Source organism: Weissella koreensis KCTC 3621, from assembly GCF_000277645.1.
In genome coordinates, this window is record NZ_AKGG01000005.1 from 26,147 (window position 1) to 46,889 (window position 20,743).

Sequence of the window (20,743 nt, forward strand, 5' to 3'; positions counted from 1 at the left end):
GTAAGATAAAAGGAAAAATAGGAGCATAAAAACCATGAGCGAAAAATTAAATGTGGCGATGTTATTTGGTGGTAATTCATCAGAACATGATGTTTCAAAACGTTCTGCACATAATATCTATGATGCAATGGATAAAGAAAAATATAATGTAACGATCTTTTTGATCTCAAAAGCTGGTTATATTATGAACCCAGAAGTTTCATGGCGGGTGTTTGAGGGTGAAGATGAAGACCCAATTGTGGCTGAAGCTATGAAGGATTTAGATACGACAAGTCCATTGGCTCCAATTATTAATTTAGGTAAAGTTGATCAAATTGATCTTTTCTACCCAGTCGTTCATGGAAACTTAGGGGAAGATGGAACTTTGCAAGCCCTTTTCCGTTTGTTACAAAAGCCTTATATTGGGGCTGGAACAGCTGCCTCTGCGATGTCCTTTGATAAGGATTTGACGAAGCGAATCTTAGATCATGCTGGAGTTCGCAATACTAAGTATGTTTTGTTGACGGACTTAAATAGTCAAGAATATTCATATGAAAAATTGGTAGCGGAACTGGGAACGGATGTTTTATTCGTTAAGGCGGCTAAACAAGGGTCATCAGTTGGAATTGCACGGGTAACGAATGAGGCTGAATATCAACAAGGCCTAAAAGAAGCCTTCCAATATGACTATAAGGTTTTGGTGGAAGCTGGGTTAAAGCGTCCACGTGAAGTCTTTATCTCTGTTTTGGGAAATGAACATCCTCGTGTTTCAAAAATCGGAGGAATTGTTCTACCCGAAAATGACGAATGGTATGATTATAATAATAAATTCGTGGATGCTTCAGGGATGGTTTTTGAGTTACCAGCTGAGTTACCAGAAGCAACTGTCAAAGAAATTGAAACGATGGCCTTAAAAGCATACCGCGCATTGGGCTTGGTGGGCTTGACGCGAATGGACTTCATGTTAGATGAAGATGGAACCCCATACTTAGGTGAGCCAAATACCTTACCAGGCTTCACTAATATTTCACTTTACCCTCAAATGTGGCAAGTCTCAGGAATTAGCTATTCAGAATTAATTGACGAAATTATTAATTATGGTTTGGCTGAATTTAAACGAAATGCTGCTCTATCATATGATTTCGTTTCATTGGGTGAAGAACATGTTGGTGAGAAAAAATATAACGCCGATGTGAAAGAATAAAATATATAAAAATATTAAATTAAAAGAGACCGCGATAAAATTATCACGGCCTTTTTTGATATTAAAAATTACAATTAATACTCTATTAAAAAAATAAACCAATGTTTTTTAAATTAGATTTATTAGTTATATATATACATAGTTTAGGCGATATAATTTCTCTATATTAGGCTCTATCTTAAAAGTATGAAAACTCGTTAAATTTGACATCATAAAAAATAACGCTTACATTAAACCTATCTTAAAATATGATTGACAATTTGTGAAATTAGATAGACAATAAGACCAGCCAAAAGAGATAGGGCGCGAGTTAGGTATCATTCATAAGCTTTCAACTAATGGTTGAATGAAAACCTTTATGAATTATATTTAGCCAAGTTTTCAATAAAGACCGTAAAATGACCTAGGTTAGAATTACGGACAGGTTAGTTGCGAGACCGGTAGAACTCGCTCCTAGATCAAATGGTCAAACAATTTAATAGACGTACAGATATGCAAATATCTCAATAGTCGAAAAGGAGATTTGAAATGGTCGAAGCTAGTAAGAAGCATCACATGATTGAAGATGCTGGGGATGATTTGAGCTTAGAGGAAGTCAACGGTTCCGTTGAAGCCTCAATGTCTGGATCTTTTTGGCATAAGTTAGCTGCTTTCTCTGGACCTGGTGCACTGGTTGCAGTGGGCTATATGGATCCTGGAAACTGGGTAACCTCTGTAGGTGGTGGGGCGCAATATCACTACCTACTGTTATCAATTATTCTAATTTCGTCGCTAATTGCGATGCTATTGCAACATATGGCTGGAAAGCTAGGAATGGTTAAGCAGGAAGACTTAGCACAAGCCACACGAGCTCGAACTGGTAAGAAAACCGGAATCGCACTTTGGATTATGACAGAGTTGGCCTTAATGGCGACTGATATTGCTGAAGTTATTGGGGGAGCGATCGCCTTACACTTGTTGTTTGGTTGGTCAATGATTGCCTCAGTTTTGACAACTGCACTAGATGTATTCTTATTGCTATTATTAATGAAGTTCGGTTTCCGTAAAATCGAAGCAATTGTCATGACTTTGATTCTAACAATTTTAGCCATCTTTGCTTACCTTGTTATTTTGTCACAACCCGATATTGTGGCCATGTTTAAGGGTTACTTACCATCATTACAAACGATGAATAATTCGCATGCTATGGGTGGTGGTGAAACACGTTTGATGTTGAGCTTGGGAATTATTGGAGCAACGGTGATGCCCCATAATTTGTATCTTCATTCTTCAATTTCACAAACTCGTAAGATTGATCGAGAAAACAAGGGTGAATTAAAAGAAGCAGTACGCTTCATGACTTGGGATTCAAATATTCAATTGTCATTAGCCTTTGTAATTAATTCATTACTTTTGATTCTAGGGGCTGCACTATTCTTTGGCCATGCTGATCAAGTTGGAACCTTTGGCGCTATGTATAACGCCTTACAAGATAATACGATTGCTGGGGCGGTTGCCTCACCAGTCTTGTCAACTTTGTTTGCCGTTGCTTTGTTAGCTTCAGGTCAAAATTCAACAATTACGGGAACTCTAACTGGAGAAGTTATCATGCAAGGATTCTTGCATTTGAAGGTTCCAATGTGGCTCCGACGTCTGGTAACGCGTGGATTGGCTTTGTTGCCAGTTATTATCTTCACACTTATGTATGGTGGAAATGAAGCTAAGCTAGATCAACTTCTGATTTATTCACAAGTATTCTTGTCGGTTGCATTACCATTTGCGATGGCACCGTTGATTTACTTTACTTCATCAAAGAAGATCATGGGTGAAGAGTTCGTTAATCCAAAGTGGATGATCATCTTATCATGGTTAATATTCATTGTTTTGACAGGATTGAATATTCAACTTGTAATTGATATTTTTGGAAAAATCATTGCACTGTTTTAATTTCTAGAGAATGAGGAGAACTAATATGAGTGGATTGAATTTTGATGTTGAACCAAACCAATTTAAAACAATTTTAGTAGGTGTGGATGAGTCAGAACAAGGATATTTCGCCCTTATCAATGCGGTGCATCAAGCTCGCGAAGATGATTCAAAGTTAGTTATCGCAACAGTTCTAGAGATGGGAGACCTTTCAACTCTTGAAGCTATGTCATTATCATTAGTGAAAGAAAAACGTGATGAATATCAAGCCAATCTGGAACGTTACCGTGATTATGCCCATTCCAAAGGTGTTAAAGATGTTGAAGTGGTCTTTGAAGATGGAGCCAAAGCTGGTGATATTTTAGTCCATGAAATTGCGCCTAAGGTTCAGGCTGACTTAATTGTGGTGGGAGCTCATTCGCATGAAGGATTCTGGGACTCACTAGGATCGCAAGCAGCTTATGTCTCTAGGCATGCACGAGTTTCAACTTTGGTTGCACGTCAACTATATCGGCACTAAATCAGTTAAATAATTTATAAATTTCAAATGTAAAAAAGCCAGGATATTTGTCCTGGTTTTTTTGTTACATTCTTTTATTAATTAACTTGGTCTAGGCATGGTATAATTTGGGATATAAAGGAACAATTGAGGGAGGATTTGCAATGCATAAACCAGAATTAGTCGTTATAACTGGTGTTTCCGGAGCTGGTAAAACGGTCGCAATGCGGGCGTTTGAAGACTTAAATTATTTTACAACGGATAACCTCCCAGCTGAGATGTTGCCTAATTATTGGGCGCTCATGCAAAAACAAGATCCAACAGTGAATGCTGCAGTGGTTATTGATTTACGTTCAGAACAAATATTTGCTAATTTAAGTCAAATTGTGCAAAACATGTTGAATCAAAATCAGGATCAAGCATATCGATTGAAAATTTTATTTTTAGATGCCTCCGATGGAGAATTGGTTGCACGTTATAAAGAAACACGCCGTCACCATCCGCTGAGTGATGGGTCTGGGACTTTAGATGATATTAAAAAGGAACGGAATTTATTAGATGATATTAAAGGACTAGCAACCGAAGTTATAGATACGTCTAATTTTGGGCCACGTGAGTTACGCAAAACAATTTTACGTAACTACGGAGATCAAGTTGCTCATTCTAATTTATTTAAAGTTCAGGTAATGAGCTTTGGATTTAAGTATGGAGCTCCCTTAGATGCTGATTTGGTGATTGATGTTCGCTTCTTAGATAATCCCTATTACATTCCTAAATTACGAAATCAAACAGGAATTGATGATGAAGTTTATAAGTATGTTTGGAAATCAGATGGAGCTGATGAATTTTATCAAAAAGAATTAGGCGTCTTGGAATGGTCGTTACCACGTTATAAAGCTGAAGGACGTTCAATTTTAACGATTGCTTTTGGATGTACTGGGGGGCAACATCGATCAGTTGCTTTTGCACATCGAACTGCGAAAATGTTACAAGATGCAGGTTGGCCGGTTACTGAATACCATCGTGATATGCAGCGGCGGAAAGATAATGGCCAACAAGTATGAGTACAAAAATAGAGCAATCCATTGCTAATAATAATGGGAAAGTAGTAGTTATTGGTGGAGGAACCGGACAATCAGTTCTACTTAATGGTTTACGGGCTTATCCTCTAGATTTAACAGCGATTATTACGGTTGCTGATGACGGAGGTTCTTCAGGGACACTACGGGATTATTTAAGGATGGTACCGCCTGGAGATATTCGTAATGTCATGGCAACTTTATCGAATGCTTCTAATGATTTTTTACATCTTTTTCAATATCGCTTTAAGAGTGACGCCGGATTTTTAGCTAATCACACCATTGGTAATCTTATGATTGCTGCCTTGGCCCAAGAAAACCAAGATATTAGCGCCGCGATCAAGATATTGTCTCAGATGATGGACGTGCAAGGACATGTTTATCCGGTTTTGAATGATCCATTGACCTTATGCGCTACATTTACCGATGGAACCACAATCAGTGGTGAAGCTGAGATTACACACGCTCATAAAAAAATTGAAAGAATTTGGGTTGAAGACGTTGATGGCTCAGAACCAAAATCAGAGCCAGAAGTCATCAATGCTATTTTGGGCGCAGATGTGATTGTTTTAGGACCAGGTTCTTTATATACTAGTATTTTACCGAATATTAGTATTCCAAATGTAGCCTCAGCTTTAAGAATTACTCCTGCTAGAATCATCTATATTTCTAATATTATGACTCAAAAAGGTGAAACTGATGATTTTTCAGATAGTGATCATTTACGTGTCTTAAATAAACATATTGGAGCTAATGTGATTGATACCGTAATTATGAATTCCGGATTAGTTCCTGAAGATTATATTGACTGGCAAAGATGGGACGAAATTTCGCATCAGGTAAAATCTGATCCTGAAGAAGTGCGTAAGCAAGGTGCAGTTCCAATTATGGGTAACTTGATTGAACTGCGTGATGAAGGGGTCTTTCATGACGCCCAAAAGATTGCTGAATTATTATATACAATCATCAAAGATCCGGGGACGGGAAAAGATTCCTTGTAATATGATAGATGTAGTGGTGATTTAAAAATAAATTAAAATTAGAACGGGGCTGCGACGAAATATGTTTCAGCCCGTTCCTTTTGTCAAAAAGAATGAAAGGGGGTAATTATGTCGTTTGCTAGTGATGTCAAAAAAGAGTTAACTATGTTAGAAATAACTAAGGCTCCAAATGCTAAGGCGGAGTTATCTGCTCTGTTGCGAATGAATGGAGCTTTGGGCTTGAACAATATGCAATGGACTTTAAATGTACAGACAGAGAATGCCGCCACGGCGCGTCGCATTTTAACCCTCTTGCAACAGTTTTATGATGTTGAATCTGAGATATCAGTTCGTCGACAAATGAAATTGAAAAAAAACAATGTTTATATTGTTCGTATTAATCAAGATGTGAGTGAGCTTTTAAATGATCTTCATATTTTTGAATCTGGTGAAATTACAGCCACGGTCTCAGAAGATTGGCTGGCTGATGAGGGAATGATTAGATCGTATTTACGTGGCGCATTTTTGGCTGCTGGATCAGTCAATAATCCAGAAACTTCACGCTATCACTTAGAAATATATTCTCTATATATTGAACAAGCTGAACAGTTGGCGCGCTTGATTGATAAATTTGGAATGAAACCAAAGGTTGTGGAACGTCGCTCAGGATACATTGTTTATTTAAAAGAATCCGAAAAAATTGTTGATCTTTTAAATTTAATGGGAGCTACGGTTGCTATGTTGAAATTTGAAGATATTAGAATTATGCGGGATATGCGAAATTCCGTGAATCGGTTAGTTAACGCTGAGAATGCTAATATCGACAAAACGGTCAGCGCTAGTCAAAAACAAGTTCAGGATATCGAGTTTTTAGATGAAGAAATTGGGTTAGATCGATTACCAATTAAATTAAGAGAAATTGCTGAAATTAGACTGGCACATCGCGATGATCCTTTATCAGAGTTAGGGCAGTATGTTCATTCTGGTCAAATTACCAAATCTGGGGTCAATCATCGTTTACGTAAAATTTCAGAACTTGCTGAAAGTTTCAGGAATGGTGGACAATTACCAAAAACGATTAAGTGATTGACCTCAAAACAAATAAAATATAAAATGAAACATACACATTCATAGGAGGTTTGTACTTAATGAATCCAATTCCATACGTCATTGAACAATCTGCACGTGGAGAGCGTTCATATGACATTTATTCACGTTTACTAATTGATCGTATTATTATGTTGACGGGTGAAATCAACTCAGCAATGGCTGCGACAATTAAAGCACAATTATTATTCTTAGATGCACAAGATCCTGATAAGGACATTTATATGTATATTGACTCACCAGGTGGTGAAGTGATCGCCGGTATGTCAATTTATGATACGATGAACTTTGTGCATGCTGATGTACAAACAATTGTTGTAGGTTTAGCTGCTTCAATGGCTTCTATCTTAGCTTCATCAGGAACAAAAGGGAAGCGCTTCATGCTACCTAATTCTGAATTCCTAATTCATCAACCAATGGGCGGAACGCAAGGACAAGAAACTGAAATGAAAATTGCTTATGAGCAAATTTTCAAGACACGAAAGCGTTTAGCACAAGTTTTGGCTGAAAACTCTGATCAACCTTTAGAGCGTGTTAATAAAGACATTGAACGAGATCACTGGCTTGATGCTGATGAATCTTTGGAATATGGCTTGATTGACAAAATTTTGAAAAACGTTAGCGATAAATAAAATCATTAAAAAGATCAGGGATTGAGGCATTTTTGCTTTGACCCCTGATTTATTTAGGGCTTAAAGTAAAAGCTTGATATAATGGATATAATAATTGGTATTATGATTCATATTTTGAACACGACTTTTTAGTGAAAAAAACGAATTAATTGAGGTTATATTATGCAAGAATATATCGCAGTTTCAGAACCAAATGATGGGGGACATATCTTAATTGCCCCTGTTAAACAACCTGATCAACCGATTACGTGGGGACGATTAGCTATGTTATTGAAAGATGATGTAACTTATCAATTGTTATTTGATCAAAATCGAGCCTATTTTGAAAATTCAAATTTTAAAAATGTTTTAGTTGGTTTTCGAAAAGAAGCCGATGCTGCGGTTTTGCTAGAAATTTTAAATCAATTGAATTAAGGACGGTTATAATTATGGAAAAGTTTTGTCAAAGTTGTGCAATGCCATTAAATAAAAATATTTTAGGAACTGAAACGGATGGTTCACGTAGTCAAATATATTGTACTCAATGTTATTTAAATGGCCAATTTGTTCAACCGAGTCTAAATTATAACGATATGTTGGAAATTGGTTTGAGGGGAATAAATCAGGCACGTGGAAGCAAAATGGCGAAATGGTTAATGAAAAAATCTTATCCAATGTTGTTGAAGAACACGAAAAGGTTTAAAAATTAACATTATATTTAGTAAAGGAAGTTGATAATATGCAATTTTCAGTAATTCATCATATTGCTATTAACGCATCAGATTATGTAGCAACCAAGAAATTTTATGTTGATCAATTAGGCTTTGAAGTTATTCGTGAAACTCCGCGTCCAGCTAAAAATGATCTTAAACTTGATTTGCGTTTGGGTGATCAAGAATTAGAAATTTTTATTGCAGACCATTTTCCTAAGCGCCTTACCTATCCTGAAGCTTTGGGATTGCGGCATTTAGCTTTTAAAGTTGAAAATATGGACGAAGCTTTAGCTGAATTGAAGGCTCAAGGAATTGAATTTGAGCCGGTACGGATGGATGAACTAACAAATAAAAAGATGACCTTCTTCTTTGATCCTGATGGGCTCCCTTTGGAACTTCATGAATAGAATCATTAAATCCGAAATTTAGTTCTTGAAATTGCCAATATGCTTGTTATATAATAAGGTGTATTGTGATTGGGTATTAGCCAAGCGGTAAGGCACTAGTTTCTGGTACTAGCATGCGCTGGTTCGAATCCAGCATACCCAGTAGTTTAACTAAATTGATCAGCACATTGGTAAGCATTAGTTGTAATTTGATTTAAGTTAAATGATGATCGAAAAATTAAACGCCTTAAAGGCCTATACTCGCTTTAACTTTATTGTTGAAGCGGTTTTTTATATACTAAATAATAGTAAAGGAAAAATGATATGATATTTAGTTATTCATTTTTAAATTTTATTGCAAATGTATGTGTATTTTTGCCTTATTTTATAACTTTAATGGCTTATGCAAATAATCATAATCCTTTGTTGTTAGTTACCTTAGCTTTTATATATGCAACCAGATCAGTCAGTATTATGTTATTTAATATTTTTTCCAATAAATGGAATAACATCTTAATTAGTATTGCTGCTGGAATATTGGGAGCTTTGAGCATGGCGATGATTCCTTTGAATATTTATAGTAGCCTATTAGCGGGGATCTTGTTGGGTTACCATTCAGCGACTTTATGGCCGACTTTTTTTGCTGGTAAGGTTGATTTGGACTATACAAGTAAAATTAATCAAAAATATATCTGGTCGATATTTATTTTGTTAATAGTTATGTTAGTAGCAATATTATTAGCGCATCCATATTCTGAAAGTTATTATCAAATTAATTTTTTAGGTTATGGTATCCTATCAATGTTGTGTCTACCTTCGGCATATAAAATGACCAAAGATCTTGCAAAACAAGATGTACAAAAAATAAGTGATAACAATCCAATATTGTTTCTGGCTCTAGTGTTTATAATCTTTACCATTAGAGGAGTGCTTTTTTTACTTTCAAAAGGTTTGTCTAAGAATTATGGATTAGATCTATTAATTAGTATCATTTTAATTATATTAATCGTGTATGTCATATCAGTAAGTAAAAAATTCAGTCGGAACATTGTTTTTAATTTAACCATATTAAGAGGAATGTTGATGGTGTACGTATTATTTTTTGCGACTTTTTATTCAATGAATTGGTTTGGGTCTAAAGCACCAATCATTATGTATATTCTGTACTTAATTGGTTTCGAATCGGGATCTATCGTAGTCAAAAAAGTTAATGTAAAACCTGATTTATTACTTTATTTCGTAGCTTTGATGATTAGCATTCCTAATCAATATAGTTATCTTTTGGGTATATTGTTATGGACGCTATATTTAGGATATCTAAACGTTTATTTGAATAAAAATCATGTGAAGGGTGAATTTTTTAATGGTGGTAGCGGAATTATTAGAAAATACCAAATTTCATCTTATGGAAGTCAAATAGGATATTCTATAATTTTTATAACATTGCTTTCATTTGCGATGTTAAAAATGATCGATCTGCATAATTTTTTATATCAAATAATGACACAATAAAGTTTAATTTATATTTATTAAACCAAATAATAGTTTTGATTTATTTAGTAATCAAAGCAATGCTGGATATATTTAATAATGATAAAAAGGCATAGATTATTTCATACTTAAAAAAACGCGTTAACTTAAATGTTAAGGCGTTTTTTAAATCTTAGATATTTATAAAATTATTTTATGAATTGAAGGTAGGCGATTTTATCTAGGCGTTATTATCGCAGTCTTGATTATTTAAAACGTGTTCAGCGTGGCCCATTGTTGAATTGATAACATTTAGGATATGTAAATCATTTAATTTATAAATGTTTTCAACACCTTTTTTATCATAAGAAATAATTTTATATTCTTTTAAAATAGCTAATTGTTTAGATATCGCTGGTTGCGATACTTCGAGTTCATTGAAAAGATCAGTTACGGTCATATCTTTTTTTTCTAATAGTAATAAAATATTGAGTCTGGTTTCGCTACCTAATATTTTAAATATTTTGATAGCTTCTTCTAAAAGAGGTTTTTCTTTTTTCATATTAATTTCTCCATTGATAATCAGGAAGGTTCATTATATAATCTAATAGTTATATAACCAATTGGTTATAAAAGGAGATAACTATGTATTTTACATTAATGACTAGTTTATTTGTAGGGGCTAACTTAGATTTTTTCATATTATTAATACCGTTAATTAAGAGGCATGGTTTTAGAGATACCGTTATTGGATATATTGTTGGTGTTGCTGGTATGTATTTAATTAGCGCTACGATTGGACAAATGTTTCAAGCGATATTTCCTTCTTGGACAATTGGTATTTTAGGATTAATTCCGGTCTATTTTGGAATAAAGGGTGCTGAGGAAGAGAACCGAGATAATTATTTGAATTTGTCGATTTTGACAGTTGCTTTTCTCTACCTGACATCATGTAGTGCGGATAATATAGCTTTGTATGTACCAGTATTATCTATGTTGACTATTAATCAGCCTATTTTTTATGGATTTTATTTTATGTTATTGGCTTTCATAACTAGTATCTTAGCTTACTATACAGGTAATATCAAAATTGTAAAATGGGCATTTGATAAATTTGGAGATATGATCACTAGGCTCATTTATATTTTAATAGGTTTATTTATAGTATTGGAAAGTGGATTGCTAGAAAAAATATTTAACTTGTTATTTTAAATTGTAATTGAATCATATACGAAAAATAGTAGTACAATTAGAGGGTTATTCAGGCAGTTTATTGACTCTAACATAATGATAACATGACATTGGTATGTGTTTTTGGGGTAAAAATACAAAAGTAAAACGGATGTTTTTAAGAGCTGGCTGGTTCCATCACCGATTTAAATTAAGAAAGTAAGGGACATGTATATGAGATTGCTAAACTCTATTGTATTATCAGTCCTCATTGTTTATCTATGTAGAGTATATTCAGGACAAAGTGGAATGAATTTAATCGGTAATACTGTAGTGGCAATATTGGTAATACTATTTTTCCGTGGAATATATTACATGAATAGAAGATTCAAAAAATAGCGAAGAGGTATATTTGATGAAAAACATTGTTAAAGAAGGAATCTTAAATTCTATTGAGTTAGCCATCTGGGGAACTTTAATCTTAAGATTGTTGAAATATTTCTTTCTAAAGAATGAAGATGGAAATTTTTTAATATTAGTGGTGGTTCCCATTATATTGTTAACTATTATTATTCATGGAGCTAAATCAATATATTTTAAACATAAAAAATAATTTATGAATATACCTATAAAAACCTAATTCAGCCTGAGTTAAGCGCATACATTTCTAGATAATGTGATATAATTTGTTCGTATAAATAAATTAGGAGATAATTTATCCAGATGAATAAACAAAGACAAGATCCTGATATCAAAGCGCTTGCTCGAAAAGATGTTTTTCAAAAAGTTGCTGATGGAGATTGGTATCAATATGCTAAAGAACCAAAATTACAAAAAATTGTAAAAATCAGTGCTCAACGGATTCAAAAAATTAATCAACTCGCGATTGAAGATGATGAAGAGGCTACGCGAGAATTAAACCGATTGTTACCAAATGCTGCCGCTGATGTTGATATATATTTTCCAATCACTTCAATTGAATATCCAAATAATCTAACAGTAGGTGCTCGGACTTTTATAAATGCAAATTTGCAAATTTTAAGTGCTGGGCAGGTTACAATTGGAAAAGATTGTTTTATTGGACCTAATTGCCAGCTTTATACACCTAATCACCATCCTTCAAATCCTGTTTTAAGAAGGGAAGGATGGCAATATGATTTACCAATTACGATTGGGGATGATTGTTGGTTTGGCGGATCAGTCATTGTTTTGCCAGGTGTGAAGATTGGGGATAATGTGGTTATAGGAGCAGGAAGTGTTGTGACTAAAGATATTCCTAGCAATACTATGGCTGCTGGTAATCCCGCACGGGTTATTAAACAAATGCCTGAAATTCATGAATAAGGGTTGAATCTTATATAAACCGTGTTAAACTGAACTAAGTGTTGTTCTCTTACAGCTTTTTTTGGGTATGTGATCTTGACAAAACGCAAAAAAACATGTAAATTAGAACAGTTGAAAAATAATCGATTATTAATTAATGCTGCCTCCTCAGTTTAGGCTTGGTAGCGTAAAAAAGGAGGATACAACTATGGCAGTTCCAACACATAAGACTTCAAAAGCTAAGAAGCGTTCACGTCGTGGAGGACGCGGTGGGATCCAAACCCCTGCAATCCACATGAACGAAAATGGTGTTTACGTACGTAACCACCACGTAGCCGCTGATGGTTCATACAATGGTAAGCAAGTTATCGAAGCTAAGTAAGCTTAGTAGATAATTTAAAATAAAACTTAGAAAGTCTGACGAATTTTTATTCGTTGGGCTTTTTTTGTTAAATAAAATTTCATACTGGAAAAAGCTGACATTGATAGTAAATTATATTAAAATATAGTTATAAAAAGATTATATTTTACGTATAAAAAGTTAAAAATAAAGGTTCAAAAACTTGCACTCTCGATGGTGGAGTGCTAAAATATTCATGTAAGGTTAAGGAAGGTCAAAGTTGAAGATGTAAATGGGACCTTTTAACTCGTTAGAATGATTTAATAAATAGGAGGATACAAAATATGGCAAATTATGATCCATTTAGTTTCTCGAATTTTGATGATATTTTTAATGCAATGAATGGAACCAGTGATTCAGCAGCAAGACAGCGTGCACAAATGCAACGAGCGCAGATGCAACAACGAGCTGCGCAAGAACAAGCTAGCCGTCAGCGACAAGCTGAAGTTGCAGACAGTCAAAAAAATGAAGGTTTACTCGAACAGTTTGGAATTAATATGACCGAAATGGCCCGGAAAGGTAAATTTGATCCGGTAATTGGACGTGATGATGAAATAAAACGAGTTGTCGAAATATTAAATCGAAGAACTAAGAATAATCCGGTTTTGATTGGAGAGGCTGGGGTCGGTAAGACGGCCGTTGTAGAAGGTTTAGCTCAAGCAATTGTTGATGGTCAGGTGCCAGTTAAGTTGCAAGGTAAAGAAGTGATTCGTCTGGATGTCGTCTCAATGGTTCAAGGAACTGGCGTTCGCGGGCAATTCGAAGAGCGGATGCAAAAGCTGATGGAAGAAGTCACTAAGCGCGAAGACGTAATTTTGTTTATTGATGAAATTCATGAAATTATGGGCGCTGGAGCTGCGGGCGAAGGTGGCATGGATGCTGGAAATATTTTGAAGCCAGCTCTTGCTCGTGGTGAGTTCCAACTTATTGGAGCAACAACTTTAAATGAATATCGCCAAATTGAGAAAGATGCAGCTATTGCTCGACGGTTCCAAACGGTTCAAGTTGATGAACCTAGTGCAGAAGAAGCGTTACAGATTTTGGAAGGAATTCGTGGACGTTACGAAGATTATCATAAAGTTAAGTACAGTGACGAAGCGCTTAAGGCGGCTGTTGAATTATCGAGTCGTTATATTCCAGAACGCTTCTTGCCTGATAAGGCAATTGATTTAATAGATGAAGCCGGCTCACGAAAGAATTTGGAAGTGAAAGTGGATGATCCCAAGAAGCTAGAGAATCAGATTAAGTATGCTGAGAATATGAAGCAGCAATCAATTGACGCTGAGGATTATGAGAAGGCTGGTTATTGGAAGTCGCAAGTTGAGCAATTGAATCGACAAAAGCAAGCAGCCAAAGATTCACAACCAATTGATGGTAAAACTCAAGTTATTGACGTAGAAGACATTCAAAAAATCGTGGAAGAAAAGACAAAAATTCCAGTTGGTGATTTGCAGAATGCGGAGCAAAAACAATTGCAAAATTTGGCTAATAATTTAGCAGATCATGTGATTGGACAAGAAGAGGCGACGACCAAAGTTGCTCGCGCTATTCGTCGAAATCGAGTTGGATTTAATAAGGCCAATCGACCAATTGGAAGTTTCTTATTTGTCGGTCCAACTGGGGTTGGTAAAACAGAAACAGCTAAGCAATTAGCAAAAGAATTATTTGGAACTACTGATAGTTTGATTCGATTTGATATGTCAGAATATATGGAAAAACATAGTGTTTCTAAGTTGATTGGAGCACCAGCCGGTTATATAGGTTATGATGAAGCAGGTCAATTAACTGAGGCAGTACGCCGTAATCCGTATTCATTGATTTTGCTGGATGAGGTGGAAAAAGCTCATCCGGATGTGATGAATATGTTCTTGCAAATTTTGGACGATGGTCGTTTGACTGATGCTCAAGGGCACACCGTTTCGTTTAAAGATACGATTATTATTATGACATCGAACGCTGGAACACAAAATCATTTGGATGATGATAAAAATGAAACCAAATTGATGGAACGTTTGGCTCCGTACTTTAAGCCAGAATTTTTGAATCGATTTGATGGGATTGTAGAATTTAATGCTTTAACAAAGCTTGATTTGATGAAGATTGTACAATTAATGTTAGGTGACATGAATAAGATGATTGAACCAACTGGATTGACGATCAAGGTCGATGATGATGTTAAAGCTAAGTTAGTTGATTTGGGCTTTGATCCAGCGATGGGTGCACGTCCATTACGACGAGTAATTCAAGAACAATTAGAGGATCAAATTGCTGACTTTTATCTTGATAATCCATCTGAACATGAATTGGAAGCAAAATTGGAAGATGATAAAATTGTAATTAAAGGTGTGTAAAAGATGTTAATGAGTCTGATTAAATGATAAAATTCAACCAATGCTGAATTTGAATTAATATTTTTACGTTTTGTTTTTTGAAGCATGCTAGTAATATGGATTAAGAAAAGATATTTAAATTTTCAGGAATTTTATTGATTGATATGAAAGGTGGAGATGTTATGGAGTTTATAGTTGAGCCAGATAGAATCATTCACCGGGATGCACAAAACGAAATTGATGCTGAATTAGTATATAGCACGATTGAAGATGGAAAAGTATGGTCAATTGATTCAACGAATGTGTCGCCGGAATTACGAGGGCAAGGAATTGCAGGGATGATGTTATCCCAAGTGGTACAAATGGCTAAACGAGAGCATAAATTAATTCGACCAGTTTGTTCATATGCAAAAAAGAAATTTTTTATGAACCCTGAATATCAAAAAATAGAATGGCATGATGGTATGCCATTTAGTTGAAATTTAAACACGAATTTTAAGCGTCCTTTTAGGAGGGCGCTTTATTATTTTAAAAGGGGGACTGATTTAGTAATTTAAATCTTAAAATGTGATTGGCAACGCATTATTTATTTGTAAATTAGGTATAATAGAAAACAGACAATTCATTTTAGGAGGCTTTAAGATGGGACGTAGCTTTGCGATCGTTAAAAAATATCAAAATGCTGATTTGAAACTACCACAAAGAAGTACAAAATATGCAGCAGGGTATGATTTTGAAGCAGCAGAAGAGTTTGTGGTACCTTCAATTTGGCGACATAATGTTTTAAAAGTGCTTTGGTCAATCTGGCGTCAAAATCGAGTTACAGATACAGAGTACCAACGAGCTCATCAGGATTTCAAACCTGTTTTAGTTCCAACAGGGATAAAGGTTTATCTAGAAGAAGATGAATATTTAATGGTGGCGAATCGATCGTCCAATCCATTAAAACGCGGTTTAATTCTACCGAATGGGGTGGGGATCATTGATGCTGACTATGTTGATAATCCAAGTAACGAAGGTGAGTTGTTTATTCAAATGACCAATTTTGGACTACGTGATCTCATAATTAAAAAAGGTGAACGGATTGGTCAAGGAATTTTCATGAAGTATTTGGTGACAGATCAAGATGATCAAGATAATAAAAAAGTACGTCAAAACGGATTTGGTTCAACGGGGGTATAAAATATGGCAAAAGTAAAGACCCATTTTGTTTGTTCTAACTGTGGTGATATTTCACAACGTTACTTGGGTCGTTGCAGTAACTGTGGTGCTTGGGGAACTTTAGTAGAAGAAGAAATTCCAAGCGATAAAGTTGATCGTAAAAATCGAGTTAACTTAGCTGGACAAGTGGCGAAAGTAGAACGATTAAATCAGGTTGAATTAGAAGAGGTTCCTCGCGTTAAAACTAAAATTGAAGAATTTAATCGAGTTTTAGGTGGAGGGGTTGTTCCCGGCTCGATGGTCTTAATTGGTGGTGACCCAGGAATCGGTAAATCAACGTTATTGTTGCAAGTTTCAGGCCAATTAGCTGGCGAAGGGGTTGTATTATACGTTTCTGGCGAAGAGAGTGCGGCTCAAATTAAGTTACGGGCGGAACGTTTGGGCGTAGAAGATGATCATAATTTTTTGATTTATCCAGAAACTGATATGACACATATTCGGAAGGCTATTGATGATTACGGACCTGAATATGTCATTATCGATTCTATTCAGACGATGCAACAACCAGATGTCAATTCGGCAGTTGGATCAGTTGCACAAATTCGTGAGACGACAGCTGAATTATTGCAGATCGCTAAAACCAATGGGATTACGATTTTCGTCGTTGGTCATGTTACCAAAGATGGTGCTATTGCTGGACCGAAAATATTAGAACACATGGTTGATACAGTGCTTTATTTTGAAGGTGACAATCAACGTAGCTATCGATTATTACGGGCTGTCAAAAATCGATTTGGTTCAACTAATGAACTCGGAGTTTTTGAAATGCAGCAGGAAGGCTTGACGGAGGTTTTGAACCCTTCTGAAATGTTTTTGGAAGAACGGATGGAAGCTACCACTGGTTCAGCAGTAGTTGTGGCCTTAGAGGGTTCACGACCTATTTTGGTAGAAGTGCAGGCTTTAGTGACGCCAACTGTGTTTGGAAACGCTCAACGAACCAGTTCGGGAATTGATCGTAATCGGGTGTCACTGATTATGGCGGTATTGGAAAAAAGAACCAACATATTATTACAAAATCAGGATGCCTATGTTCGAGCTGCCGGTGGGGTTAAACTCAATGAACCTGCAGTTGATTTAGCTTTGGCAGTAGCAATTGCATCCAGTTATCGTGAGGCAGAGACTCGGCTAACTGACGCCTTTGTGGGCGAAATTGGTTTAACTGGTGAGATTAGGCGAGTACCACATATTGAAGAACGGATCACGGAAGCACAAAAATTAGGGTTTAAGCGGATTTTCATTCCGAAAAATAGTTTAAAGAAAATGCTGAAAATTGAAGGGATTAAAGTGATCACAGTTCAAACGCTCCGTGAGGCTTTAGATCTCGCGTTGAGTTAACGTTGATGTAAGAGAATAGGAGGGAGTTAGAATGCGCAAAAGAATTATTCAATTAGCGTATGTCTTAGGTGGTGGGGCTCTTGGAATAGCATACCTACCGGCCCTGTGGAATTTAATAGGTTATTCACATATTTTATGGATTAATAATCCGATTTTGGGATTTATCCTTGGTGCAATTATTTTTTATCTATTGAGTTTATTCACATGGTCGTTTTTTGATCGGTTATTGAAGAGGGTTGAACAAGCTCTGACTGAAGAGCCACCACTTAAGTTGTTGCTAGGTAGTTTGGGAACTATTGTTGGATTGGCTTTAGCTTTCTTAGCCACAGCTCCATTAAGAAATATTCCCAACTTCTTTATTAATACCGGAATACCTTTGTTAGCTATGATTGTTTTGGGGTATCTAGGCTATCGAATTGGTACTGGTCGTATGGATGAAGTTTATCGTTTCATGACAAGTTTGATGTCGCGGTTACGAATACGATCACCTCGTGGTGATTCAACAGAAACGACGGATGAGGAACCTTTGGATGAAGCTAATTTTCATCATTACAAGATTTTAGACACTAATATTTTAATTGATGGGCGAATTTTGGAACTTGTGAAGACTGGTTGGATTGAAGGAACTCTATTGGTTCCAAACTTTGTTTTATATGAATTACAGTATATTGCTGATTCAGGAGAGCCGTTGAAACGAGTGCGTGGACGTCGTGGATTAGATATTCTAAATGAATTACGCGAAAATCAAACTATTCCTCTTGAAATGTGGGATGGTGATTATGAAGATATTAAGGAAGTTGATGAAAAATTAATTCGGTTAGCCCAAGAATTAGACGGGGTTTTAGTTACTAATGATTTTAATTTAAATAAGGTGACTACTTTCCAAAATGTTGAAGTTTTGAACTTAAATGCCTTAGCTAGTGCATTACGAGCACAAGTAGCGGTAGGTGATCAATTACAAGTAGTTTTGGTTAAAAACGGTCGTGAACGTCAACAAGCAATTGGTTATTTGGATGATGGAACGATGGTGGTGGTTGAGGACGGAAAGAAGCATCTTCAACAACAAGTTAAAGTTGAAGTTACGTCAAGCTTACAGACAGATGCTGGTCGAATGATCTTTGGAGATTATTTAGCAACGGTATAACTTGAAAAGTAGGACTTAATAGCGTAAATTTAGTATTGTTTTGGGAATTATTGAATATAATAAATTAATAAAGAAGGTAGAATTAAATGACTGAAGTCACAGATAAAAAAGTTCGAGTACGTTATGCACCCTCACCAACTGGATATTTACACATTGGAAATACACGGACGGCCTTATTTAACTGGTTGTTTGCCCGACATTTTGGTGGTGAATTTATTGTTCGAATTGAAGATACTGACACATCAAGAAATATTGAGGATGGAGAAGAATCACAATTTGATAATTTGAACTGGTTAGGTCTTGATTGGGATGAATCACCTCGTAATCCTGGTAAATATGGACCTTACCGCCAATCAGAGCGTCTTGATATCTACAAGCGTTATATTCAAGAATTGTTAGATCGTGATCTGGCCTATTATTCATATAAGACTTCAGAAGAATTAGATGCTGAACGTGAAGCGCAAGTGGCTGCTAAGCAAGCACCTCATTATGTCTATGAGTATGAAGGTATGAGTGGTGAAGAAATTAAAGCGGCTCAAGAAGCAGCTCAAGCCAAAGGATTACCAGCGGTTGTACGTTTCCGTGTACCAAAAGATAAGCTTTATGCATGGCAAGACCTTGTTAAGGGCCATGTTGAAATTGGATCTGAACAAATTGGTGGTGATTGGGTTATTCAAAAGGCTGATGGAATGCCTACTTATAACTTTGCGGTTGTAGTAGATGACCATTTGATGGAAATATCACACGTTTTGCGTGGGGATGAGCACGTTTCAAATACGCCTAAGCAATTAATGATTTATGATGCCTTTGACTGGGAAGCACCTGTTTATGGACATATGACTTTGATCTTGAATGCTGAAACTGGTAAAAAATTATCAAAGCGTGATAACAATGTCATTGCGTTTATCTCACAATATCGTTCATTGGGGTACTTACCTGAAGCTATGTTAAACTTTATTTCATTGCTTGGGTGGTCACCAGTAGGCGAAAAAGAAATTTTCACCAAGAAACAATTAATTAAGATGTTTGATCCGGAGCGATTGTCAAAGTCACCTGCTAAATTTGATAACAAAAAGTTAGAATGGGTTAACAATCAATGGGTGAAGAAGATTGATGAAGGCGTATTATTTGATAAATTAATTACAGAATTAATTGATGCTAAATTAATCACACCTGATGAGTTAACTACGGAAAAGCTACAATGGGTTCGACGTGTGATGGCGCTTCATCAAGACGGTATTTCATATACTTCACAAATTGTTCCATTGGTTAAGCCGGTTTTCTTTGACTTAACGGCTAAAGATGATTTGGGTTCTGATTCAATGGACTGGATGGAAAAAGATTACGTTCCATCATTGTTGAAGCGATGGATTGAAATGTTAGAAGCAATGCCTGTCTTTGATGCTGGATCAATTGTCGCTTCAATCCGAAGCTTGCAAAATGAAATGGATGTTAAGGGTCGTGATTTGTGGATGCCATTACGTATTTCAGCTTCACGGGTCAACGAAGGACCTAACTTAGGTGATGTAATGGAATTGTTAGGTCGCGAAGCTTCAATCAAAAATATTAAAGAATTCATTTAAAGATAAAATTAATTCATGTTAGATCTCTTGTTTTTTAATAGGAACCTTGTATACTTTTAAATATAAACTTTGAACGGCCTAGTAAATTTTAAATCGGGTTTTAGAGAGCGGTGATTGGTGAGAAATCGCCCCGATTAATTTTGAATTTCAGCCGGGAGTTGATTAATTGATAAGATTAATCCGGTTCATTCTCGTTATTGAATGCCGTAAGTGTTAGGTTTTTGGCCTGACAAAACTTGGGTGGTACCACGTTAATTAGACGTCCCTTTGGCTTTTTAAGCCGAAGGGACTTTTTTATTTATTA

The 20,743-nt window shown here is 35.7% G+C and carries 22 protein-coding genes, 1 tRNA gene and 1 other annotated feature; of the genes, 22 read left to right on the top strand and 1 reads right to left on the bottom strand.

What is annotated here, in order from left to right; all coding sequences use genetic code 11:
• Positions 1–34 precede the first annotated feature (34 nt).
• The 12 genes from JC2156_RS00820 to JC2156_RS00875 all read left to right on the top strand — a co-directional run bounded on the left by JC2156_RS00820 (position 35) and on the right by JC2156_RS00875 (position 9,975).
• Entirely contained in the window at positions 35–1,183 is a 1,149-nt protein-coding gene (locus JC2156_RS00820) for a D-alanine--D-alanine ligase family protein (protein ID WP_006844944.1), read from the top strand.
• A gap of 528 nt (positions 1,184–1,711) precedes the next feature.
• Positions 1,712–3,109: an Nramp family divalent metal transporter gene (locus JC2156_RS00825; protein WP_006844945.1), complete on the top strand. Its 1,398-nt coding sequence runs from the start codon at positions 1,712–1,714 to the stop codon at positions 3,107–3,109.
• 25 nt (positions 3,110–3,134) lie between these two features.
• Positions 3,135–3,608, top strand: coding sequence for a universal stress protein (locus JC2156_RS00830; protein ID WP_006844946.1), 474 nt, complete (start codon positions 3,135–3,137; stop codon positions 3,606–3,608).
• Between the two features lie 143 nt (positions 3,609–3,751).
• Positions 3,752–4,651 (top strand): RNase adapter RapZ, encoded by a 900-nt coding sequence (gene rapZ, locus JC2156_RS00835; protein ID WP_006844947.1) that lies wholly within the window; start codon positions 3,752–3,754, stop codon positions 4,649–4,651.
• The gene (locus JC2156_RS00840; RefSeq protein WP_006844948.1) at positions 4,648–5,667 is read left to right on the top strand and encodes a gluconeogenesis factor YvcK family protein; all 1,020 of its coding nucleotides are present in this window, start codon (positions 4,648–4,650) and stop codon (positions 5,665–5,667) included. The genes rapZ and JC2156_RS00840 overlap by 4 nt, the downstream gene beginning before the upstream one ends.
• A gap of 108 nt (positions 5,668–5,775) precedes the next feature.
• Entirely contained in the window at positions 5,776–6,732 is a 957-nt protein-coding gene (whiA, locus tag JC2156_RS00845) for a DNA-binding protein WhiA (protein ID WP_006844949.1), read from the top strand.
• Positions 6,733–6,794: 62 nt separating this feature from the next.
• A complete protein-coding gene (locus JC2156_RS00850) occupies positions 6,795–7,385 on the top strand; it encodes an ATP-dependent Clp protease proteolytic subunit (protein ID WP_006844950.1) in 591 nt (196 codons plus the stop codon).
• 162 nt (positions 7,386–7,547) lie between these two features.
• Positions 7,548–7,799, top strand: a complete 252-nt coding sequence (locus JC2156_RS00855) for a hypothetical protein (protein ID WP_006844951.1) — start codon at positions 7,548–7,550, stop codon at positions 7,797–7,799.
• 14 nt (positions 7,800–7,813) lie between these two features.
• Positions 7,814–8,074: a zinc ribbon domain-containing protein gene (locus JC2156_RS00860; RefSeq protein WP_006844953.1), complete on the top strand. Its 261-nt coding sequence runs from the start codon at positions 7,814–7,816 to the stop codon at positions 8,072–8,074.
• 29 nt (positions 8,075–8,103) lie between these two features.
• Positions 8,104–8,484 (top strand): SMU1112c/YaeR family gloxylase I-like metalloprotein, encoded by a 381-nt coding sequence (gloA2, locus tag JC2156_RS00865; RefSeq protein ID WP_006844955.1) that lies wholly within the window; start codon positions 8,104–8,106, stop codon positions 8,482–8,484.
• Positions 8,485–8,554: 70 nt separating this feature from the next.
• Positions 8,555–8,626 (top strand) — tRNA-Gln (locus JC2156_RS00870).
• Between the two features lie 161 nt (positions 8,627–8,787).
• Positions 8,788–9,975 (top strand): hypothetical protein, encoded by a 1,188-nt coding sequence (locus JC2156_RS00875; RefSeq protein ID WP_006844956.1) that lies wholly within the window; start codon positions 8,788–8,790, stop codon positions 9,973–9,975.
• Between the two features lie 199 nt (positions 9,976–10,174).
• Here JC2156_RS00875 and JC2156_RS00880 read toward each other — a convergent pair whose 3' ends face one another.
• Positions 10,175–10,495 carry an ArsR/SmtB family transcription factor gene (locus JC2156_RS00880; protein ID WP_006844957.1) on the bottom strand — a complete coding sequence of 107 codons (321 nt, stop codon included), beginning with the start codon at positions 10,493–10,495 and terminating at the stop codon, positions 10,175–10,177.
• An 83-nt stretch (positions 10,496–10,578) separates the two neighbouring features.
• Between JC2156_RS00880 and JC2156_RS00885 the strand changes: the two genes are divergently transcribed.
• The 10 genes from JC2156_RS00885 (at position 10,579) to gltX (ending at position 20,439) form a co-directional block, all read left to right on the top strand.
• The gene (locus JC2156_RS00885; protein WP_006844958.1) at positions 10,579–11,145 is read left to right on the top strand and encodes a cadmium resistance transporter; all 567 of its coding nucleotides are present in this window, start codon (positions 10,579–10,581) and stop codon (positions 11,143–11,145) included.
• A gap of 373 nt (positions 11,146–11,518) precedes the next feature.
• A complete protein-coding gene (locus tag JC2156_RS00890; protein ID WP_006844959.1) occupies positions 11,519–11,716 on the top strand; it encodes a hypothetical protein in 198 nt (65 codons plus the stop codon).
• A gap of 110 nt (positions 11,717–11,826) precedes the next feature.
• Positions 11,827–12,447 carry a sugar O-acetyltransferase gene (locus JC2156_RS00895; RefSeq protein ID WP_006844960.1) on the top strand — a complete coding sequence of 207 codons (621 nt, stop codon included), beginning with the start codon at positions 11,827–11,829 and terminating at the stop codon, positions 12,445–12,447.
• Positions 12,448–12,634: 187 nt separating this feature from the next.
• A complete protein-coding gene (gene rpmF / locus JC2156_RS00900; protein WP_006844961.1) occupies positions 12,635–12,808 on the top strand; it encodes a 50S ribosomal protein L32 in 174 nt (57 codons plus the stop codon).
• Between the two features lie 302 nt (positions 12,809–13,110).
• Positions 13,111–15,177 carry an ATP-dependent Clp protease ATP-binding subunit gene (locus JC2156_RS00905; protein ID WP_006844962.1) on the top strand — a complete coding sequence of 689 codons (2,067 nt, stop codon included), beginning with the start codon at positions 13,111–13,113 and terminating at the stop codon, positions 15,175–15,177.
• A 143-nt stretch (positions 15,178–15,320) separates the two neighbouring features.
• Positions 15,321–15,635 carry a GNAT family N-acetyltransferase gene (locus JC2156_RS00910; protein ID WP_238530580.1) on the top strand — a complete coding sequence of 105 codons (315 nt, stop codon included), beginning with the start codon at positions 15,321–15,323 and terminating at the stop codon, positions 15,633–15,635.
• Positions 15,636–15,798: 163 nt separating this feature from the next.
• Complete coding sequence (locus tag JC2156_RS00915; RefSeq protein WP_006844964.1) at positions 15,799–16,338, top strand: dCTP deaminase/dUTPase family protein; 540 nt, start codon at positions 15,799–15,801, stop codon at positions 16,336–16,338.
• A gap of 3 nt (positions 16,339–16,341) precedes the next feature.
• Positions 16,342–17,712 carry a DNA repair protein RadA gene (radA, locus tag JC2156_RS00920; RefSeq protein WP_006844965.1) on the top strand — a complete coding sequence of 457 codons (1,371 nt, stop codon included), beginning with the start codon at positions 16,342–16,344 and terminating at the stop codon, positions 17,710–17,712.
• A 31-nt stretch (positions 17,713–17,743) separates the two neighbouring features.
• Positions 17,744–18,856 carry a PIN/TRAM domain-containing protein gene (locus JC2156_RS00925; protein WP_006844966.1) on the top strand — a complete coding sequence of 371 codons (1,113 nt, stop codon included), beginning with the start codon at positions 17,744–17,746 and terminating at the stop codon, positions 18,854–18,856.
• A gap of 86 nt (positions 18,857–18,942) precedes the next feature.
• The gene (gene gltX, locus JC2156_RS00930) at positions 18,943–20,439 is read left to right on the top strand and encodes a glutamate--tRNA ligase (RefSeq protein ID WP_006844967.1); all 1,497 of its coding nucleotides are present in this window, start codon (positions 18,943–18,945) and stop codon (positions 20,437–20,439) included.
• A 60-nt stretch (positions 20,440–20,499) separates the two neighbouring features.
• Positions 20,500–20,709, top strand: a binding site (T-box leader).
• The last annotated feature ends 34 nt before the right edge of the window (positions 20,710–20,743 follow it).